At 63.1% G+C, this 18,568-nt stretch carries 16 protein-coding genes; 11 read left to right on the top strand and 5 right to left on the bottom strand.

All coding sequences use genetic code 11. From position 1 onward, the window contains the following. Window positions 1–42 precede the first annotated feature (42 nt). The 5 genes from AC1RKJ_RS15735 to AC1RKJ_RS15715 all read left to right on the top strand — a co-directional run bounded on the left by AC1RKJ_RS15735 (window position 43) and on the right by AC1RKJ_RS15715 (window position 5,113). Window positions 43–1,185 (top strand): ATP phosphoribosyltransferase regulatory subunit, encoded by a 1,143-nt coding sequence (locus AC1RKJ_RS15735; protein ID WP_492791857.1) that lies wholly within the window; start codon window positions 43–45, stop codon window positions 1,183–1,185. Continuing rightward, window positions 1,182–2,159: an ATP phosphoribosyltransferase gene (hisG, locus tag AC1RKJ_RS15730; RefSeq protein ID WP_492791856.1), complete on the top strand. Its 978-nt coding sequence runs from the start codon at window positions 1,182–1,184 to the stop codon at window positions 2,157–2,159. The genes AC1RKJ_RS15735 and hisG overlap by 4 nt, the downstream gene beginning before the upstream one ends. Window positions 2,160–2,277: 118 nt before the next feature. Beyond that, the gene (locus tag AC1RKJ_RS15725; RefSeq protein ID WP_492791855.1) at window positions 2,278–3,315 is read left to right on the top strand and encodes a glycosyltransferase family 2 protein; all 1,038 of its coding nucleotides are present in this window, start codon (window positions 2,278–2,280) and stop codon (window positions 3,313–3,315) included. Beyond that, a complete protein-coding gene (locus AC1RKJ_RS15720; RefSeq protein ID WP_492791854.1) occupies window positions 3,312–4,163 on the top strand; it encodes a ChbG/HpnK family deacetylase in 852 nt (283 codons plus the stop codon). Before AC1RKJ_RS15725 ends, AC1RKJ_RS15720 begins: the two co-directional genes overlap by 4 nt. Window positions 4,164–4,306: 143 nt before the next feature. Continuing rightward, window positions 4,307–5,113 carry a DUF2076 domain-containing protein gene (locus AC1RKJ_RS15715; protein WP_492791853.1) on the top strand — a complete coding sequence of 269 codons (807 nt, stop codon included), beginning with the start codon at window positions 4,307–4,309 and terminating at the stop codon, window positions 5,111–5,113. A gap of 72 nt (window positions 5,114–5,185) precedes the next feature. On the opposite strand, the gene AC1RKJ_RS15710 is transcribed toward AC1RKJ_RS15715, so the two are convergent. Then, window positions 5,186–5,986, bottom strand: a complete 801-nt coding sequence (locus AC1RKJ_RS15710) for a L,D-transpeptidase (protein WP_492791852.1) — start codon at window positions 5,984–5,986, stop codon at window positions 5,186–5,188. Between the two features lie 286 nt (window positions 5,987–6,272). Between AC1RKJ_RS15710 and AC1RKJ_RS15705 the strand changes: the two genes are divergently transcribed. Continuing rightward, on the top strand, window positions 6,273–7,046 hold the full coding sequence (locus tag AC1RKJ_RS15705; RefSeq protein WP_492791851.1) for a protein phosphatase CheZ: 774 nt from the start codon (window positions 6,273–6,275) through the stop codon (window positions 7,044–7,046). Between the two features lie 56 nt (window positions 7,047–7,102). On the opposite strand, the gene AC1RKJ_RS15700 is transcribed toward AC1RKJ_RS15705, so the two are convergent. Together AC1RKJ_RS15700 and AC1RKJ_RS15695 are read right to left on the bottom strand one after the other, a co-directional pair. Then, the gene (locus tag AC1RKJ_RS15700) at window positions 7,103–8,284 is read right to left on the bottom strand and encodes an MFS transporter (protein WP_492791850.1); all 1,182 of its coding nucleotides are present in this window, start codon (window positions 8,282–8,284) and stop codon (window positions 7,103–7,105) included. Window positions 8,285–8,360: 76 nt separating this feature from the next. Next, the gene (locus AC1RKJ_RS15695; protein WP_492791849.1) at window positions 8,361–8,894 is read right to left on the bottom strand and encodes a hypothetical protein; all 534 of its coding nucleotides are present in this window, start codon (window positions 8,892–8,894) and stop codon (window positions 8,361–8,363) included. Window positions 8,895–9,216: 322 nt separating this feature from the next. On the opposite strand from AC1RKJ_RS15695, the gene AC1RKJ_RS15690 reads away from it, so the two are divergent. From AC1RKJ_RS15690 to AC1RKJ_RS15675, 4 genes are all read left to right on the top strand, one after another. After that, entirely contained in the window at window positions 9,217–9,513 is a 297-nt protein-coding gene (locus tag AC1RKJ_RS15690; RefSeq protein WP_492791848.1) for a co-chaperone GroES, read from the top strand. A gap of 144 nt (window positions 9,514–9,657) precedes the next feature. Continuing rightward, window positions 9,658–11,310, top strand: a complete 1,653-nt coding sequence (groL, locus tag AC1RKJ_RS15685; RefSeq protein ID WP_492791847.1) for a chaperonin GroEL — start codon at window positions 9,658–9,660, stop codon at window positions 11,308–11,310. A gap of 164 nt (window positions 11,311–11,474) precedes the next feature. After that, a complete protein-coding gene (locus AC1RKJ_RS15680; RefSeq protein WP_492791846.1) occupies window positions 11,475–12,674 on the top strand; it encodes a hypothetical protein in 1,200 nt (399 codons plus the stop codon). Between the two features lie 41 nt (window positions 12,675–12,715). Next, window positions 12,716–14,263 (top strand): phytoene desaturase family protein, encoded by a 1,548-nt coding sequence (locus AC1RKJ_RS15675; RefSeq protein ID WP_492791845.1) that lies wholly within the window; start codon window positions 12,716–12,718, stop codon window positions 14,261–14,263. A 10-nt stretch (window positions 14,264–14,273) separates the two neighbouring features. Here the strand turns inward: AC1RKJ_RS15675 and AC1RKJ_RS15670 are convergent, their stop codons facing one another. Then, window positions 14,274–14,678: an META domain-containing protein gene (locus tag AC1RKJ_RS15670; RefSeq protein ID WP_492791844.1), complete on the bottom strand. Its 405-nt coding sequence runs from the start codon at window positions 14,676–14,678 to the stop codon at window positions 14,274–14,276. A 167-nt stretch (window positions 14,679–14,845) separates the two neighbouring features. Next, a complete protein-coding gene (locus tag AC1RKJ_RS15665; RefSeq protein ID WP_492791843.1) occupies window positions 14,846–16,510 on the bottom strand; it encodes an L-lactate permease in 1,665 nt (554 codons plus the stop codon). Between the two features lie 296 nt (window positions 16,511–16,806). Here AC1RKJ_RS15665 and AC1RKJ_RS15660 point away from each other — a divergent pair, with 296 nt between their 5' ends. Further along, a complete protein-coding gene (locus AC1RKJ_RS15660) occupies window positions 16,807–18,555 on the top strand; it encodes an ABC transporter ATP-binding protein/permease (RefSeq protein ID WP_492791842.1) in 1,749 nt (582 codons plus the stop codon). Window positions 18,556–18,568: the final 13 nt, after the last annotated feature.

Here is an 18,568-nt window from a genome sequence, read left to right as displayed (position 1 = left end):
GGACTGCCGATTCAAGCCTTTACCCCCGTTGGATACCGAATAATGAGCCAGACCAGTGCCGCAACCGCGACCGGGTCCGCCGCACAGGCGGACGCCCTGCTGCAGACATATGCGCGGGCTGGCTACACCCATGCGCGGCCGCCGATCCTGCAACCGGCCGAGCCGTTTCTCGATCTGTCCGGCGAAGACATCCGCAAGAGTCTCTATCTGACCTCCGACGCCACGGGCGAGGAGCTGTGCCTGCGCCCGGATCTCACCATTCCGGTGGCGCGGGAATATCTCGCATCGAAGCGCGTGGGAGCGCCCGCAGGATTTTATTATCTCGGTCCGGTGTTTCGCTTTCGCGGCGGCCAGGCCAGCGAATTCAATCAGGCCGGCGTCGAATCGTTCGGCCGCAAGGATCGCGCCGCCGCCGACGCCGAAATGCTGGCGCTCGGTCTTGAAGCCGCGTCCGCATTCGGCGTGACCGGCGTCGATATTCGCACCGGCGATGTCGCCTTGTTCTCGGCGCTGATCGACGCGCTCGATCTCTACCCGGTGTGGAAACGCCGGCTCATCAAGGATTTCAACCGCAAGATTAGTCTCGCCGAGGATTTGCAGCGCCTAACGCTGGAAACCGGCAAGACCCGCAACGAATATGAAGGCGTGCTTGCGGCGCTCGCCGGCTCCGACCGCAAGGCTGCGCTGGCGCTGGTCACCGACCTGATGTCGATCGCCGGCACCAGCAATGTCGGCGGCCGCACCGTGTCGGAAATCGCCGACCGCTTCCTCGAACAATCGACGCTCAAGGGCGGCGCACTGCCACGCGACGCACTGCAACTGATCGAACGCTTCCTCGGCATCGCCGGCGAGCCGGATGACGCCGCCGCACAACTGCGCGCGCTGGCGTCGGACGCCAAACTCGACCTCACCGCGGCCATTGACCTGTTTGAAAGCCGCACCGGGTTCATGGCCGCACGCGGCATCGACACCAAAGCCATTCGTTTCTCCACCGCCTTCGGACGCGGCCTCGATTACTACACGGGCTTCGAGTTTGAACTGCACGCCAGAGGCAGCGGCACGGAGCCGCTGGTCGGCGGCGGGCGCTATGACGGATTGCTGACGCGGCTCGGCGCGCGCGAGCCGATTCCGGCCGTGGGATTCTCGATCTGGATCGAAGCGCTTTCGCAAGGGAGCGCCGCATGAGCACGCCGTTCGTCGTCGCCGTCCCATCGAAGGGACGCTTGCAGGAAAACGCCGAAGCCTTCTTCGCACAGGCCAACCTGACGCTGGCGAAGCCGCGCGGCGCCCGCGACTATCGCGGCACCATCGCCTGCCTCGACAATGTCGAGATCGCCTATCTGTCCGCCAGCGAGATTGCCGCACAACTCGCGCGCGGCGCGGTGCATCTCGGCATCACCGGCGAGGATCTGATCCGCGAAAGCATTCACGATGCGGACAAGCGCGTCATGCTGATCGAAAGCCTTGGCTTCGGCAGCGCCAATGTCGTCGTGGCCGTGCCGCAGGCGTGGATCGACGTCCGCACCATGGCGGACCTTGACGACGTCGCGACCTCGTTCCGCGCGCGGCACAATCACCGGATGCGGGTGGCAACCAAATACATCAACCTGACACGCAACTTCTTCGCCACCCATGGCGTCGTCGATTACCGCATCGTGGAAAGCGCCGGCGCCACCGAAGGCGCGCCAGCCGCGGGAACGGCCGAGTTGATTGTCGACATCACCACCACCGGCGCCACGCTCGTCGCCAACGGGCTGAAGGTGCTCGACGACGGCGTGATGCTGCGCAGCCACGCCAATCTCGTGGCCTCGCGCGACGCCGACTGGTCGCCGGAGGCCCGCGAGACCGCGCGGATCATTCTCGACCACATCGCGGCCAGCGCCCGCGCCCGCAAATACAAGGAAGTCCGCACCCGTTTCGCGGCCTGCAACGATGCACTGCTCGCCGAGGCCCACAACAGGTTCGGCGTGGTGTCGCCGTTCGGCGGGCCGACCTCGTCGGGCATGGTGACCTTGCACTGTCCGCCGGCGCAGCTTTATGCGCTGGGCAGTTTCCTGCGCGATCACGGCGCGGAAACCGTCTCGATCGCTTCGCTGGAGTATGTGTTCGATCGCGAGAATCCGCTTTTCGCCAAACTTCAGGCTTTCCTGGGACAATGAGAGGCGGGGCCTTTGGCTCGCGGCGCTGCAACCGACACCGCAGACGTTCTGCGACCGTGGCGACAGCGCACGGCGATTACCATATGATGGTCGACAGGATATTTCTGGAAGCTGATCGATGACGCCGAGTAGCGATGTCTCAAATCTGTCGGGCACAGGCCGCGCGCAAGGCCTGTCGATTGTCGTGCCCGTCTTCAACGAGGCGGCGGGCCTTGCCCTGCTGCATGAGCGTCTTTGCGTGCTCGCCGGTTCGCTGAAGCGAAAGCACAATCTCGCATGTGAAGTCGTCTATGTGGACGACGGCTCGACCGACACGACGCTGAGCATTGCGCGCGGCCTGCCGCCCACGGCGATCGACGTGCAGGTGGTGTCGCTGTCGCGCAACTTCGGCAAGGAAGCGGCGCTGATGGCGGGGCTGGATCATGCCCGGCGCGGCGCGGTGCTGTTCATGGACGGCGACGGCCAGCACGCGCCTGAACTGGTGGAGCGGCTGGTCAGCCACTGGATCGTGGACGGCTACGACGTCGTCTATACGGCCAAGGCGCACCGCGATAACGAATCCATCCTGCGGCGCTTGAGCGTGCGCACATTTTACACGCTCATCAACTGGGGCGCACGGCAGAAAATTCCGGAAGACGCGGGCGACTTCCGCCTGCTGTCGCCCCGCGCCGCCGCAGCCCTGAAGCAGCTTCCCGAACGCAACCGCTTCTTCAAGGGGCTCGCAAGCTGGATCGGCTTCAAGCAATTGCGGGTCGACTACGAACCCGAGGCCCGCGCGCACGGCGTCACGACGTTCAGTCCGGGCCGGTTGCTCGGCCTTTCCATCGAAGGCCTGACCTCGTTCTCGGTGGCGCCGCTGCGGGTCGCGAGCCTGCTCGGGCTGCTGCTGGCCTTCGTCGCGTTCCTGTTCGGCCTGTCGATCCTGTGGGAGACCGTCGTCAGCGGCAAATCCGTCCCCGGTTATCCGTCGCTTGTGGTCGGCCTGATGACCATCGGCGGCGTGCAGCTCATCATGATCGGCGTGATGGGCGAGTACATCGGCAAGATCCTGTCCGAGATCAAGGCGCGGCCGATCTACTTCGTCGCGGAGCACAGCGTGAAAAGCGCCGAGGCCTCAACCGCCGCCGACAAGACGCCACAGACTGCGGCTGAATGACCGTGGAGACGCCGCCGCGCCGTATCTGGCTGTGCGCCGACGATTACGGAATGAGCCCCGGCGTCAATCGCGCGATCCGCGATCTCATCGTACAAAAAAGAATCAACGCGACGTCCGTCATGGTGGTCGGCGCAGCGGTGGACCGCGCCGAGATCGACGCACTGACGCAGGCGGTTGCGGCAAACACGGACTGCGCGATCGGGCTGCATGCCACGCTCACCGCGCCGTTCAGCCCGTTGACCATGCACTTCAGGCCGCTCGACGGCGGACAATTCTGGCCGCTTGGACGGCTGTTGCGCGCCAGTCTGTTCCGGCGGCTCGATGCCGAAATCATTCAGGCCGAACTGCTGGCGCAGATCGCGGCCTTCCGGCAGATGTTCAACCGCGCGCCGGATTACGTCGACGGCCACCAGCACGTGCAACTGTTTCCGCAAGTGCGCGACGCATTTCTTGCCGCAGTCAAAGATGCTGCACCCGGAGCATGGGTGCGGCAATGCGGGCGCAACCTGCCGCTGTCGCAACGGCTCGGCAACCCGAAGGCGCTGCTGCTCGATGTGCTGAGCGAGACGTTCCGCAGAAAGAGTGCGCGCGCGGGCATTTCGTTCAATCCGGGTTTCGCGGGCGCCTACGACATGGTGCGCGGTGGTGAGTTCGGCACGGCGATGCAGGGATTTCTCGACGGCCTGCCCGATGGCGGCCTTGTGATGTGCCATCCGGGATTTGTCGACGACACGCTCGTCAGTCTCGACAACGTCACCCATCAGCGGGAGCGCGAGTTTGCGTTTCTCGCAGGCGACGATTTCCCTCGCCTGCTCGCGGCAAGCAACGTCACGCTGCAGCGGGCATAAGGGTTCATTGCGCGCCTTAAGTCTTTTTGTCGCACCGCGATGAGCGGCTTTCCTAAATTTAATTCTGTCCGGGACTTAACCCGACACAATGCGGCCCTACATCATGACGCGCATCCGCGTGCCGGATGCTTCAGGAGGACGTCATGACGCCGCAGGAACGCCAACTGGTTGACGATCTGTTCGACCGTCTCGCCAAGCTCGAAAGCTCTCCGCGCGAGCCCGACGCCGACGCTGCGATCGCGCAGGGTTTGCGTCGTGCGCCCAATGCCGTCTATGCGCTGGTGCAAACCGCGCTCGTCCAGGACGAGGCCCTGAAGCGCGCCAGTGCCCGCATTCAGGAACTGGAAGGCGGCCAACAGGAACCGCGTCCATCCGGCGGCTTTCTGGATTCGATGCGCGACGCGATTCTCGGACCCGGTCAGGGCCGCGGTTCGGTACCGAGCATCCGCCCCGGTGAAGGCGCGCAACGCGGTCCGGTCTGGAACAGCGGTCAGGCGCTCGAGCAGGCGGACGCCCGCCTGGGCAACGATCCGCGCATGAACGATCCAAGGTCCGGCAATCCGGGCGGCGGACTTTTCGGCGGCGGAAATCCCGGTGGCGGTGGATCGTTCCTCGGTACGGCGGCGGCAACCGCAGCCGGCGTGATCGGGGGCTCGATGCTGATGAACAGCATCAAGGGCCTGATGGGTGGCGGTGGAAATCAGCAGAGTCTCGGCAACACCGCCGATGCCGGTGGCAGCAAGATGCCGTGGGACAACAGTTCGTCCTCGGGCAATCTCGCCCGCGATGCCGGCGTCAACGATGTCGGCAGAAGCGGCGACGCCGGCCAGCGCCAGAATTCCTACGATCAGGCGCAGGCCGATGCCGATCAGGATCAAGACCAGGATCAGGATGACGACGACGATTACGATTCCGGTGACTTCGACGACGGCGACAGCGATTTCGCCTGATCGATATCTCCGGCGACAAACGAAAACGGCCGCTGAATCCAGCGGCCGTTTTTTTTACAAGTTCAGTTTCGCTCAGATCACGACAACGCGCGTGCCGACAGGAACGCGGCCGTAGAGATCGATCACGTCCTCATTGCGCATCCGGATGCAGCCTGACGATACGTTGGTGCCGATGGTCCAGGGCTCGTTGGAGCCATGAATGCGATAGAGCGAGGTGCCGAGATACATCGCGCGGGCGCCGAGCGGATTTTCCGGGCCGCCTTCCATATGCCGCGGCAGATCCGGACGGCGCTTGAGCATTTCAGCTGGCGGCGTCCAGGCCGGCCATTCCTTCTTGGCCGAGATCGTCTTCACGCCTGACCAGGTGAAGCCCGGCTTGCCGACGCCGATGCCGTAGCGCAGCGCCTTGCCGCCACCCTGCACCAGATAGAGGAACTTGTTCGGCGTATCGATCACCAGCGTTCCGGGCGCGTGCCGGCCGCTATACTCGACCACCTGCTTCTCGAATTTCGGATCCATCCCCGGTCGGCCGGGCTCGATCGAAACGTCGCCCTGCCGCATGTCCTGACGATACTGCGGGTCCATCGGCGGCAGTCCGCCGCGTGACGGCATTTGCTCGTAGCGCGGATCCTGACGCGGCTGCGCGTAACCGGAATCGCCCGGCTGACCGCCGCTGAAAAGGAATTCGATGAAGCCGCCGCCCATATTGGATCGCTCGTTATAAGCGACCCGGATCGGCATCGGCGGTGTCTGTGCGTAAATCACGCGGGGCTCAGCTCCCGGCATGTCGTCTTCGAAAGCGAAGGCTTGAAATGAACCGGCGCCGAAACACACTGCGCCGGCGACAAGCGCGAGGGACATTTTTCTGAACATCGACGTACTCTGCACTGTTTCGTCGTTGACGCGCGGACTGCGCGCCTGAACAGGAACCATTTAAGTTTTAAATCGCCTCAGTTTGGTAAATGAAAACGGGTTTGGGATTCACCACGTCCGCAAATGAGCGGTGTTCTTCGCGGTAGCGTTTATTTTGGATGAACGCGGACGCTACATGGTTAATCGTTGGTATGCGCCGCTGCCCGCTTTCAGCGGCCCGCGGTTCCGTCTGAAACTTCGCGTTAAATGCCGCCGGGTTACAACGCCTCATCAGGGAGTGAGACCGATGGCTGTTCAGCGTAAACGATTTCGTATTGAGACGATCCAGTCCGGCGATATGCCGATGCTCGATCACGAAGCGGGCGACATCAACCCGCATCATCATCAGATCATGAGCGAGTTGCGCGCCATTCGCGCGCAGATGGCGTCTCACCGTAACGGCGTGGTCGCGGAGCAGGACGATACGCCGTCGTCGAAGGAACTGACGGCAGCCCAGCAGCTGCTCGGCAGCTATCGCGCCCAGATCGAACAGTGTGAAAAGCTGAAGGTCGAGCTTGATCTCATTCACGATGCCATCAACCGCACCAAGCAGGAAATCGCCGTGCTGCACGGCAAGAGCTTCAGCGGCGACGAGATGTCCAAGGTGACGGGCGAACTCGGCGCCGTCGTCGGCGGCACCGAACAGGCCACCCAGCAGATTCTCGAAGCCGCGGAAGCGATCGATCAGGCGGCGAGCGCGCTCGGCAAGCCGATGTCGCCGGATCAGCAGGCCATACTGAGCGAGGAAATTCAGGATCGCGTGGTCGGCATTTTTGAGGCCTGCAACTTCCAGGATCTCACCGGCCAGCGCATCAGCAAGGTGATGGCCACGATGAAATTCATCGAACATCACATCACGGTCATGATGGACATCTGGGGCGGCGTCGATGCGATCAAGCAGCACGCGCCGGCCATCATCGATACGCGCGTCGGCGACGCCCGCCTGTTGAACGGTCCGAAGGCCGTCGATGATGAGGTGGGTCACGCGTCGCAGGACGACATCGACGCGATGTTCAACTAAAAATATCGAACAGCTTGTGACGAAAGAAACCCGGAGATCGCTCCGGGTTTTTCTTTTCAGGACGGCCGCCGGATCGCGATGAAACAGCCGAGCGCCAGCAGCGCCATCGCGATCAGCATTTCCAGCGCAACCGGTCCCGACCACCGGTCGATGACATAGGCCAGCGCGAACGGCGCGAACGCCTGACACATCTGCGCGGGCCGCGCGATCCGGCCCACCACGCGGCCGTATCCCACAGGCCCGAACAGCGCCAGCGGCAACGCGCCGCGCGCGATGGTGACAACGCCATTGGCCGCGCCGAACATCAGCGCGAACACCGTCGCGACGGCAGGCGAAATGCCGATCGCCACCAGAAGAGTGAATGCGCAGGCCATCAGCGCCATGGCTATCCGTGCGACCCAGAGCGGATGCAGCCGCCCGCCCGATACAAAGTCCGCAATCCGTGTGAGCACCTGCGCCGGCCCGAACAGCGCGCCGATGACCACCGCAGTTCCCGCATCGATCCCGCCGCGCTGCAGGATCGTCAGCAAATGCGCCAGCGTTCCGGATTGCACGAAGGCGTGGGCTGCAAATCCCGCCGCCATCAGAATGAATGGTACACCGGCGGCCGGTATGATCTTCGCAGGTTTCACCGGCACGGCGCCCTCAGCGACGGGCACCGGCACGTAGACCGCGTTGCGCGGCAGCACGAAGGCATAAAGCGGCGCGACGATGAACGCCATCACACCGGCGAATACGAAATAGACGCTGCGCCAGCCGCCATGCGAGATCAGCAACTGGGTCGTCGGCCATGAAAGAGTGGACGCAAGACCGCCGACGAAGGTCACCAGCGTAATCGGCCGCCGCGAGGCCATTCCGAAAATACGCGCCAGCGCCGTGAAGGCGGGGTCGTAGAGATTGCAGGCCATCGCGAGGCCGAGCAGCACCCAGCTTGCGAGATAAAGCCAGTACTGGTCGGTCAGCGGAAGAATTACGAGCCCGAGCGCGCCGATCAACGCGCCGCCTGCCATGATAAAATGCCCGCCATGGCGCTCGACCAGGCCGCAGGCGAACGGAGCGGCGAGACCGGAAACGCCCAGAGCGATGGAAAATCCGAAAAGCGCCTGCGCCAGCGACCAGCCGTGCGCGGCGGCGATGTGCGGCATCGTCAGCCCGGGCGGATAGAACAGCGCGCCCCAGCCCAATATTTGCGTAATGCAGAGAACACCGACAGCGCGGTAAGGGCCGGAGATCAGCACCCGAAGTCCGGCCTCCTTTTTTTGCCGCCCGTCTGCGCGAGCGGTCAGTCGTCAGGACAACGCTGAGGCCGGCTGCTCAGGCGCGCGGCGCGCAGCGGACGTACACCATTGTTCCATAGCGTCCCGAGGCGTCCTTGTCGATGAATCGCGTCATCAGAACCCGTCCATCGAAGGAAACAATCTCGCGATCCTTTTCCCCGCCAGCAGGACCGGCCGGACCGATGTAGTTCTTGCCGCTCTGGCTGCCCTTCAGGCGCAGCTCCTGCGGTGTGGCCTCGTCCGGAAGATGCATGATGACGCCACCGGTGGCGCCCTGCCCGATCACATAGGGATTTTTGCACTGGCCCCGCGCCGCCGCTTCAGTGCGGGCGCGATCCTCCGGTTTGTGGAACGACGCGAGCCCCCACCGTCCGACAATTTCATCGGATCGGATAGTCGCCGGGACGTCAGGCGCCACGCCGGGTTCCTGCACGGTGGGCTGCGATCCGCCGAAACCACCGAACCCGCCGAACCCTCCGCCGCCGCACGCGCCGAGAAAGCCCGACAGCACCGAGACGGCCATCAAGGTGGTGATTTTGGACCTGTTAGATGGCTCGATCGCTTTGATCATGGTGTCTCCCGGCAAGATTCTTGGGTCCCCGCTTGCCCGACTGACAAGCCGGGCCATCAACAGCGGATGATGGGGTGTTATCAAATACGCCCGCGCCCCTCTTATGGTTTCCAGATCATCCTATATTGGCCTCACCAAGGCCTTAAGGGCCTCGCTTGACAGGATCGGCGGCAACCCATATTCCGAACCCGTCATTAGCACTCTTGGAGCGTGATTGCTAAGGGTAAGGCTTCGGTCCCTCAAGGGGTTAGCTTAGCCCATTATCCACGGCCCGCGCTCCACCGCACGTCAAATCTTGCAATCAACGTCTAGAGGATACCCGATGGCCAAGACAACTTTTCGCCCGCTGCATGATCGTGTCGTCGTCAAGCGCATCGACGCCGATGAAAAGACCAAGGGCGGCATCATCATTCCCGACAGCGCCAAGGAAAAGCCTTCGCAGGGCAAGGTTGTCGGCGTCGGCCCCGGCGGCCGCGACGAAGCCGGCAAGCTGATCCCGATCGACCTCAAGGTCGGCGACACCGTGTTGTTCGGGAAGTGGTCGGGCACCGAAGTGAAGCTCGACGGCGAAGACCTCCTCATCATGAAGGAGTCGGACATCATGGGCGTGCTGAAGTAAGCGATCGACCAAAAAACGCGGCGCTCTCGGTCGTCATGCCCGGACTTGATCCAGGCATCCACGACTTGATCGACCGACGACGTGGATGGCCGGGACAAGCCCGGCCATGACGCAAAACAATCTTTCCATTTCGGAGTAACTCACATGGCTGCCAAGGACGTTAAATTTTCCGGAGACGCGCGCGATCGCATGCTGCGCGGCGTCGACATTCTCGCCAACGCCGTCAAGGTGACGCTCGGTCCGAAGGGCCGCAACGTCGTCATCGACAAGAGCTTCGGCGCACCGCGCATCACCAAGGACGGCGTCACCGTCGCCAAGGAAATCGAACTTGAAGACAAGTTCGAGAACATGGGCGCGCAGATGCTGCGCGAAGTCGCCTCCAAGACCAACGACACCGCGGGCGATGGCACCACCACCGCCACCGTGCTGGCGCAGGCGATCGTGCGCGAAGGCGCGAAGTCCGTCGCCGCCGGCATGAACCCGATGGATCTCAAGCGCGGCATCGACATCGCCGTGACGGCCGTCGTCAAGGACATCGAAAAGCGCGCCAAGCCGGTGGCTTCCTCGGCTGAAATCGCCCAGGTCGGAACCATTTCCGCCAACGGCGACTCCAACATCGGCTCGATGATCGCCAAGGCGATGCAGAAGGTCGGCAACGAAGGCGTCATTACGGTCGAGGAAAACAAGGCGCTCGAAACCGAAGTCGACATTGTTGAAGGCATGCAGTTCGACCGCGGCTATCTCTCGCCCTACTTCGTCACCAACCCCGAGAAGATGACAGCCGAGCTGGAAGACGCCTATGTCCTCCTGCACGAGAAGAAGCTGTCCGGCCTGCAGGCCATGTTGCCCGTGCTCGAAGCTGTCGTTCAGACCGGCAAGCCGCTCCTGATCGTCGCCGAAGACATCGAAGGCGAAGCTCTCGCGACGCTGGTCGTCAACCGTCTGCGCGGCGGCCTCAAGGTCGCTGCCGTCAAGGCTCCGGGCTTCGGCGATCGCCGCAAGGCCATGCTGGAAGACATCGCGATCCTCACCGGCGGCCAGCTGATTTCCGACGATCTCGGCATGAAGCTCGAGAACGTCACCGTGAAGATGCTCGGCCGCGCGAAGAAGGTCGTGATCGACAAGGAAAACACCACCATCGTCAACGGCGCCGGCAAGAAGGCCGACATCGAGGCGCGCGTGAACCAGATCAAGGCGCAGGTCGAGGAAACCACCTCGGACTACGACCGCGAGAAGCTTCAGGAGCGTCTCGCCAAGCTCGCCGGCGGCGTCGCGATCATTCGCGTCGGCGGCGCGACCGAGATCGAAGTGAAGGAAAAGAAGGATCGTGTCGAGGACGCGCTCAACGCGACCCGTGCGGCCGTTCAGGAAGGCATCGTGCCGGGCGGCGGAACTGCCCTGCTCCGCGCCAAGAAGGCCGTCGGCCGCATCCAGAACGACAACTCCGACGTTCAGGCCGGCATCAACATCGTGCTGAAGGCTCTGGAAGCTCCGATCCGCCAGATCGCCGAGAACGCCGGCGTCGAAGGTTCCATCGTTGTCGGCAAGATCCTCGACAACAAGACCGAGACCTACGGCTTCGACGCGCAGAACGAAGAGTATGTCGACATGGTCGCCAAGGGCATCATCGATCCCGCCAAGGTGGTTCGTACCGCCCTGCAGGACGCAGCCTCTGTCGCCGGTCTTCTCGTCACCACCGAAGCCATGGTCGCCGAACTGCCGAAGGAAGCAGCACCGGCGATGCCGGGCGGCGGCGGAATGGGTGGCATGGGCGGAATGGGCGGCATGGGCTTCTAAAGCCCGTCGCTTTCACCCCAACGACATCAAAAGGCCGCCTCCGGGCGGCCTTTTTTATTGCCTCAGCCTCTGAAGAATTTTCGCGACAATCCGTCCCGGTTTTGAGATTGTCCGCATTCGACGCACTCCCCTGCGATTCAGGATCAAGTTCAGGATCAAACTCCATGCGCGCATTGATGATTGGCTGCACCGTCGCTCTCGTGAGCGCAGGATCGTGGTCGGCAACCCACGCCCAAACGGCGAAAGACGCGAAAGCTGCCCCCGAGGGCAGCGTGCGCTACTTCAATTCGCTGGGCGACCTGCTCGGCGACCTGCCGGTCGATGCCTTCATCAAGGAAACGCGCGCAGGCGGAAAGCTTGTCTCGGCGCTGCTCGACGTCTGCTATTCGGTCTCGACCACGTCGGATCGCAAGGATCGCTTCGCCATCGAACTGAAGGTCGAGGGCGAGAAGCTCAGCGGCAGCGGACAGAGTTTCGAGAACAAGACCCCGGTGTCGGTCAACCTGATCCGCAAGGGCGGCAAGTCCACGTCATTCGACGGCAAGATCACTTTGGGAGGTGTTCCGAACTCCGTATCGTCGCCGGACAACTCCGATGTCGATGAGAAGGAATTCCAGCAGTCGCAGGTGGTCGATGACGACCTCTCCGACGCGCCCAAGGATTTCACGCAGGTGTCGCCGCAGTCGGTGGCTGTCCGCGTCAAGCGCGAGAATTTCGCCGATCTGGTCAAGAGTCTGAAAGGCCAGAACGTGCAGATCGCGCTCGACAGCATCGCAACCGATTGCAACGCGCTGCGCTCGGGCGGACAGGTGCTGCGCCTGGTGGTCGATCCGGCGCGCGCACCCGGCCTGGTCGCGAGCCTGAAGACGTCGCCCGGCGTGGTGACAGCGGGCTGGACCTCCGGCAGCTACGACATGGAGCGCGCGATCCGCTTTGCCGCGGCCGACTGGAGCGAAGGCGGAAAGCTGAAGCGGGACAAATTCGCCAACGCCATCGCCGCGACGGCCGCGAAAGTCATGTCGGCGAAACCAGGCACGGCAACCTGGAACGACACGACCGGCGAACTGACTTTCACGATCAAGCGTCCGAGTCAGTTGGCGCCTGCACTCGACCTGACCGAAACGCTGGAAATCACGGCACTGGTCAGTCCCGATAAACCCGGCGGGTCCGACCGCATGATCGTCTGGCTCGCCGTTCCCACCAGCAAGACCACCGACGAGAGCGCCGGTCCTCAATTGCAGTTCGCGGACAACGCCGGCGGCGAGGAGGAAAGCACGTTCAATGACGACGACGGCATGATCAAGGCGATCGCGTCCGAGTTGAAAGGGCAGCGCTGGGACACCGACAAGGCGTCATGGAAGTAATCCACCGCCCCGCGTCCGCCCGCCACAAGGTCCGATAAAACATGACGCGCTATGATGCCGTCATCATTGGCGCGGGCCTCGGGGGTCTCACCGCCGGCGCGATCCTCGCACGTGCTGGACGCAAGGTGCTCGTGATCGAGCGCAGCAATTCGGTCGGCGGCGCGGCCTCAAGCTACAAGGTCGGCGATCTGTTCGTCGAAGGCTCGCTGCACGAAACCAGCGACCCGCACGATCCGCGCGATCCCAAGCATGGTCCGCTGACGCGCGCCGGCGTCCTCGACGCTGTGAAATGGATTCCCTCAGGCGCGTTCTACGAAGTGCGCGGCGGTCCGGTCGGCGCGCCGCTCACGCTGCCCGACAATTTCGGCACCGCCCGGCAAGCGTTGACGGAGCGATTCCCGGAAGCACGTGACGGCATCGCGCGATTGCTGGGCGAGATGGAGAAAATCTCCTCCGCGATGGGGACCCTGTCGCGCGGCAGCCGAGCCTTCAGGACACCGCTGCAAGCCTTCGGCGCGCTGCGCAATCTGTTGCCCGCAATCCGCGACTGGAACCTGTCGCTGTCGCAAAAGCTCGACCGGGTGTTCGGCAACAATGAAGCCGTCAAAGCGGCCATCGCCGCCAACCTGTCCTACTATCACGACGACCCCGCCACGACGTGGTGGATGTTCTTTGCGATGGCGCAGGGCAGTTACTTCCTGAGCGGCGGACGCTACGTGCAGGGCGGATCGCAGCGGCTCTCCAGCGCGCTGGCGCGGGCCATCAAGACTGCTGGCAGCGACGTCATCCTGCGCCGCGCCGCAAGCCACATCGGCGTCGATGCGCAAGGCCGCGTCGTCAGCCTCACCCATACGGCGAAAGACGGCAGCGATCCGCAGACCGTGGACGCCGCGCGCGTCATCGGCAACGCTGCGCCGGAGGTGCTGGCCGCGCTGCTGCCCGATGCGGACGGCGCGAAACTGAACGCCGCCTACAGCAATCGCCCGCGATCGATTTCGTTGTTCGCGCTGACGCTCGGCCTGTCGAAGCCGCCGCGCGAGTTCGGCATCGCGCGGTATTCGACGCAAGTGCTGCCGGACTGGATGACCACGCTCGGCGATTACGCACTTGCCACGACGCTGATGGCGGGCGAGCCCGATCGGCATATGCCGCCTCTCGCTGTCGTCGACTATGCGGCGATCGATTCAGGCGTGCCCGCGCCACCTTATGTTCTGTCAGTCGTCGGGCCGGATGCGTTGTCGAACTGGGACGGCAGCGACGATCAGGATGCCTATCGCGCCAAGCGCGCACGGTGGCAGGACGCCATCGTGGCCTATCTCGACACACACTATCCGGGACTGGCGGGCGCCGTCGTGACATCGTCGTTCAACACCGCGCTGTCGGTGCGGACATATCTCGGCGCGCCGCTGGGCGCTGTTTATGGTTTCGCGCCCGTGCCGCCGCGCTCGCTGTTCGGCGCGCCGAAACGCACGCCCGCGACGCCGATACCGGGACTTTACCTTGCATCGGCCTATGCCGGATTCGGCGGTTACACCGGCGTGATCCAGTCCGCAGGCGCCTGCGCCGACATGATCCTCGGCGAGCGCTGAAACCCGCCGCTCAGTTCGTGTTCAGCCGGAACCGCAACGTCTTTGCACCGACGAACGACACGAAATCGCCCTGCCGCTTCCAGGTCGCCGCTTCGCTCAACGTAGCAACCAGCGCGTCGTCCGCTTGCGCACGCGCAGGCGAGCAGCCGCGATCTTCCAGCACACCCGGCACGAAGATGACGGTGTCGTTGGCCACCGAGAACTGGCCCTTGCCGGCCTTGCACCACAAATCGAGCACGGCTTCGCCCTTGTCGCCGATTTCGAGCGTCGGAATTTTCTTCGATCCCGGCTGCGGCGCAACGTCCAGAGTCATTTCAGCGCCGAACGGAAACTCGCTGGCGGCATTTGCCGGCGCAAGCCCGATCACACTCGCCGCGACGGCAAGCCCGAATACAGCGTGTCGCAAAATCGTCATGACTGATGACCCCGAATTTCGATTTCGCGCAGGTTCTAGACGCTAGCAGAGTTGTTTTCCAGTGCGCGCGCTGCCCAAATTGCGCGCGCATGACGGACAGAAAAGCCAAATGAAAATCCCCGCAGCTTGCGCCGCGGGGATTTGTGGAGAGCCGTAACAGCGATGAGTTACTTCAGTACCATCGCAGTGAACGGATAGACGTAGGCTTGCAGCATCACGAGGAAGCCGACGAGACATGCCAGCACGATCGAGTGCCAGAACACGTAGCGAAGGATCGTGCCTTCGTGGCCGTACCAGTTGGTGGCGGTCGAAGCCACGACGATCGACTGGGCGTCGATCATCTTGCCCATGACGCCGCCGGACGAGTTCGCCGCCGCCATCAGGATCGGCGAAATGCCGAGCTGTTCCGATGTGATCTTCTGCAGGTTGCCGAACAGCACGTTCGATGCCGTGTCGGACCCCGTCAGCGCAACGCCCAACCATCCGAGCAGCGTGCCGAAGAACGGATACAGCACGCCGGTCGCGGCGAAGGCGAGGCCGAGCGTCGCATCGACGCCCGACAGGCGCGTCAATGTGCCGATCGCAAGCATCGCCGAAATCGTGATCAGCGAGATCGCGCAGACCTTGATGGTGCGGCCATACTCTCCAATCAGCTTGGCGGGCGAGAAGCCCATCAGGAAGCCGGAGATGATCGCCGCGATCAGCATGCCCGTTCCAGTGAAGGACAAATAAGTGAACGAGAACACGGCGCCTTCCGGCGTCGGCTTCGCGGCCACCGGCGGCACCTTGTTGATCATGTTGTGCAGTTCGGGAACCGGGTAGTTCCAGGTGAAGATCGAGTTCGCCCAGGTCTTGAACGACCCGTTACCCCAGATCAGCATCACGATACAGACGATGATCCATGGCAGCATCGCGCTCCAGAGCTGGCCCTGCGTCAGCGGGGTCGTATCCAGTGGCTTGTTCGCCTTCATCGTCGCCGACGATTCGTCCTTGCCGCGCAGCACAGGCGACAGCCACAGCTCCTTCGGCTGCCAGACCTTCAGGAACAGGATCAGCGCCCCCATCGAGATCAGCGATGCACCGATATCGACGATCCAGGGATTGATGTAGTTCGAGATCACGAACTGGGGAATCGCGAACGAAACCGCGGTGACCAGAATCGCCGGCCACACCTGCATCATGCCGCGCCATCCGGCGAACGCCCAGATCACCCAGAACGGCACCAGCAGCGAGAAGAACGGCAGTTGCCGTCCGACCATCGCACCAAGAACATAGGGATCGAAGCCGGTGACGGACGCGAGGCCCTGGATCGGGGTGCCGAGTGCGCCGTAGGCGACCGGCGCGGTGTTGGCGATCAGCGACAGGCCGGACGCCGCAAGCGGCGAGAAGCCGAGACCGATCAGGACCGCACCGGTAATCGCGACCGGCGTGCCGAAGCCCGACGCGCCTTCGAAGAACGCGCCGAACGAAAACGCGATCAGCAGCAACTGGAGACGGCGGTCGGTGGTGACGCCGCCGATCGCACGTTGCAGCAGCTCGAACCGTCCGGTCTCGACCGTGATGCGGTAGAGGAAAATGACGTTGAGCACGATCCAGCCGATCGGGAAGAATCCGACCACGACGCCGAGCAGCGACGCACGGATCGACATGCCGGCAGGCATGGTAAAGACAAAAATCGTGATGATGTTGGCGACGATCAGAGCGATGATCGCGGCGATGTGAGCCTTGACCTTGCCGCTGGCGATCAGCACCAGCAGTGTCACAACGGGGATGGCGGCTGCTATCGTCGACAGCGCAGCGTTCCCCAGCGGATTATAAATTTGATTCCACATTGCAGTTTCCTCCCCACGTCATTGTTCGAACGGCCGACCAGCGTGGTTGGTCAACGCGTCTGCATGCTGGAGAGCACAAGCGTGTGATGAAAATCGTGAGCGCAGACCCGAGCCCCAAAACGCTCACAATGCCGCTAAATGAACGGCCCCCAGCCTTCGCCGTCGGCGCCATGCTAGAGTGAATGTCGCACCATGGACAAGATGCCGCAGGGTCAGCTCTTTGCGACTTTAGTCTAAAAATTGAGAATTTCTGATATTTTTCAGGGCCTTGCTGCCCATCCAAGGAGAAGAATTCTGTGAATGGTATCGGCGCGACGCTCAAAACCGTGTGGAGGATTGCCGCACCCTATTTCCGTTCCGAAGACAAATGGGCGGGCCTGGCCCTGCTCGCCGCGGTCATTGTCATCGAACTTGCGACGGTGGCCATCAATGTCTTGCTGAACTCCTGGAACAACCGCTTCTACAACGCGCTGCAGGAACGCAACTGGGACAACTTCGTCTCCGAAATTCTCTACTTCACGATCATCGTGACGATCTTCATCGCGATCGCGGTCTATCAGCTCTATCTCAATCAGTGGCTGCAGATCCGCTGGCGCAAATGGATGACCGAACGTTATCTCGGCGAGTGGCTCAATCACGCCAATCACTACCGGATGCAGCTCCAGGGCGACGCCGCGGACAACCCCGACCAGCGCATGACCGATGACGTCAAGCTGTTCGTCGACCGCACGCTGAACATCGGGGTCGGCCTGCTCAACGCCGTGGTGACGCTGGGGTCGTTCATCGTCATCCTCTGGACGCTGTCGAGCGCCGCACCGCTGCATCTGTTCGGACGGGACATCGACATCCCGGGATATATGGTCTGGGGCGCGCTGATCTATGCCGCGCTCGGCACTTGGCTGACGCACCTGATCGGCCATCCGCTGGTCGGGCTGGACTTCCGGCAGCAGAAATACGAGGCGGATTTTCGCTTCAACCTCGTGCGCGTCCGTGAGAACTCCGAACAGATCGCCCTGCTGGACGGCGACAGCGCCGAGCGTCAACGCCTGCTGACGCGCTTCGGATTCGTGGTCGAGAACTGGATCGGCATCATGAACCGCACCAAGAAGGTGACGGCCTTTACCGCGAGCTATTCGCAGGCCTCGGTGATCTTTCCTTATATCCTTGTCGCGCCCGCCTACTTCGCCAACAAGATGCAGCTCGGCGGCATGATGCAGACCGCCTCCGCCTTCGGCAGTGTGCAGGGCGCGTTGTCCTTCTTTATTTCGACCTATCGCACGCTCGCCGAATGGCAGGCGGTGATCGCGCGCCTCGACGGCTTCGAGACCGGAATCGGCGCGGCCAAGACGCTGGCGGCAAACCCCGCCTCGATCCAGACGGTCGCCACACCCGGCGCTTCCGTGATCGGCCTCGGCGATCTGCTGCTCGCGTTGCCGAACGGCAAACCGCTGATCCAGACCTCGGGATTCACGTTGCGAAAAGGCGAGCGCACGCTCGTCACCGGCCCATCCGGTTCAGGCAAGTCGACGCTGTTTCGTGCCATCGCCGGCATCTGGCCATTCGGCAAGGGCGCGATTTCGATTCCGAAAGGCGCATCGCTGATGATGCTGCCGCAGCGTCCCTACTTCCCGGTGGGCCCGCTGGCGTCCGCGATCACCTATCCCGCGAAGGAGAACACGTTCGATACGGCAAGGCTCGAGGAAGTGCTGAAACTCGTCGGATTGCCGGCGCTGGCGTCGCGGCTGGCCGAGGAAGGCCATTGGAACAGAACGCTGTCGCTCGGCGAGCAGCAGCGGCTCGGCCTCGCGCGGGCGCTGTTGCACGCGCCACAGTATCTCTTCCTCGACGAGGCAACGGCCTCGCTCGACGAGCCGTCGGAGACCCTGCTCTATCGCCTGATCGAGGAAAAACTGCCGGACACCACCGTCGTCTCGATCGGACACCGCAGCACGCTCGATGCATTCCATCAGCGCCGGGTGTCGCTGGTTCGGGACGGAGACCGATTCACGCTGAGCGACGAAGAGAAGCCAGCGACGGTGGCGTAACAATCGCGCGGGC

The sequence above is a fragment of the Afipia sp. GW822-FHT04G07 genome (assembly GCF_058800765.1).
This window is presented reverse-complemented; position numbering and strand designations above follow the sequence as displayed.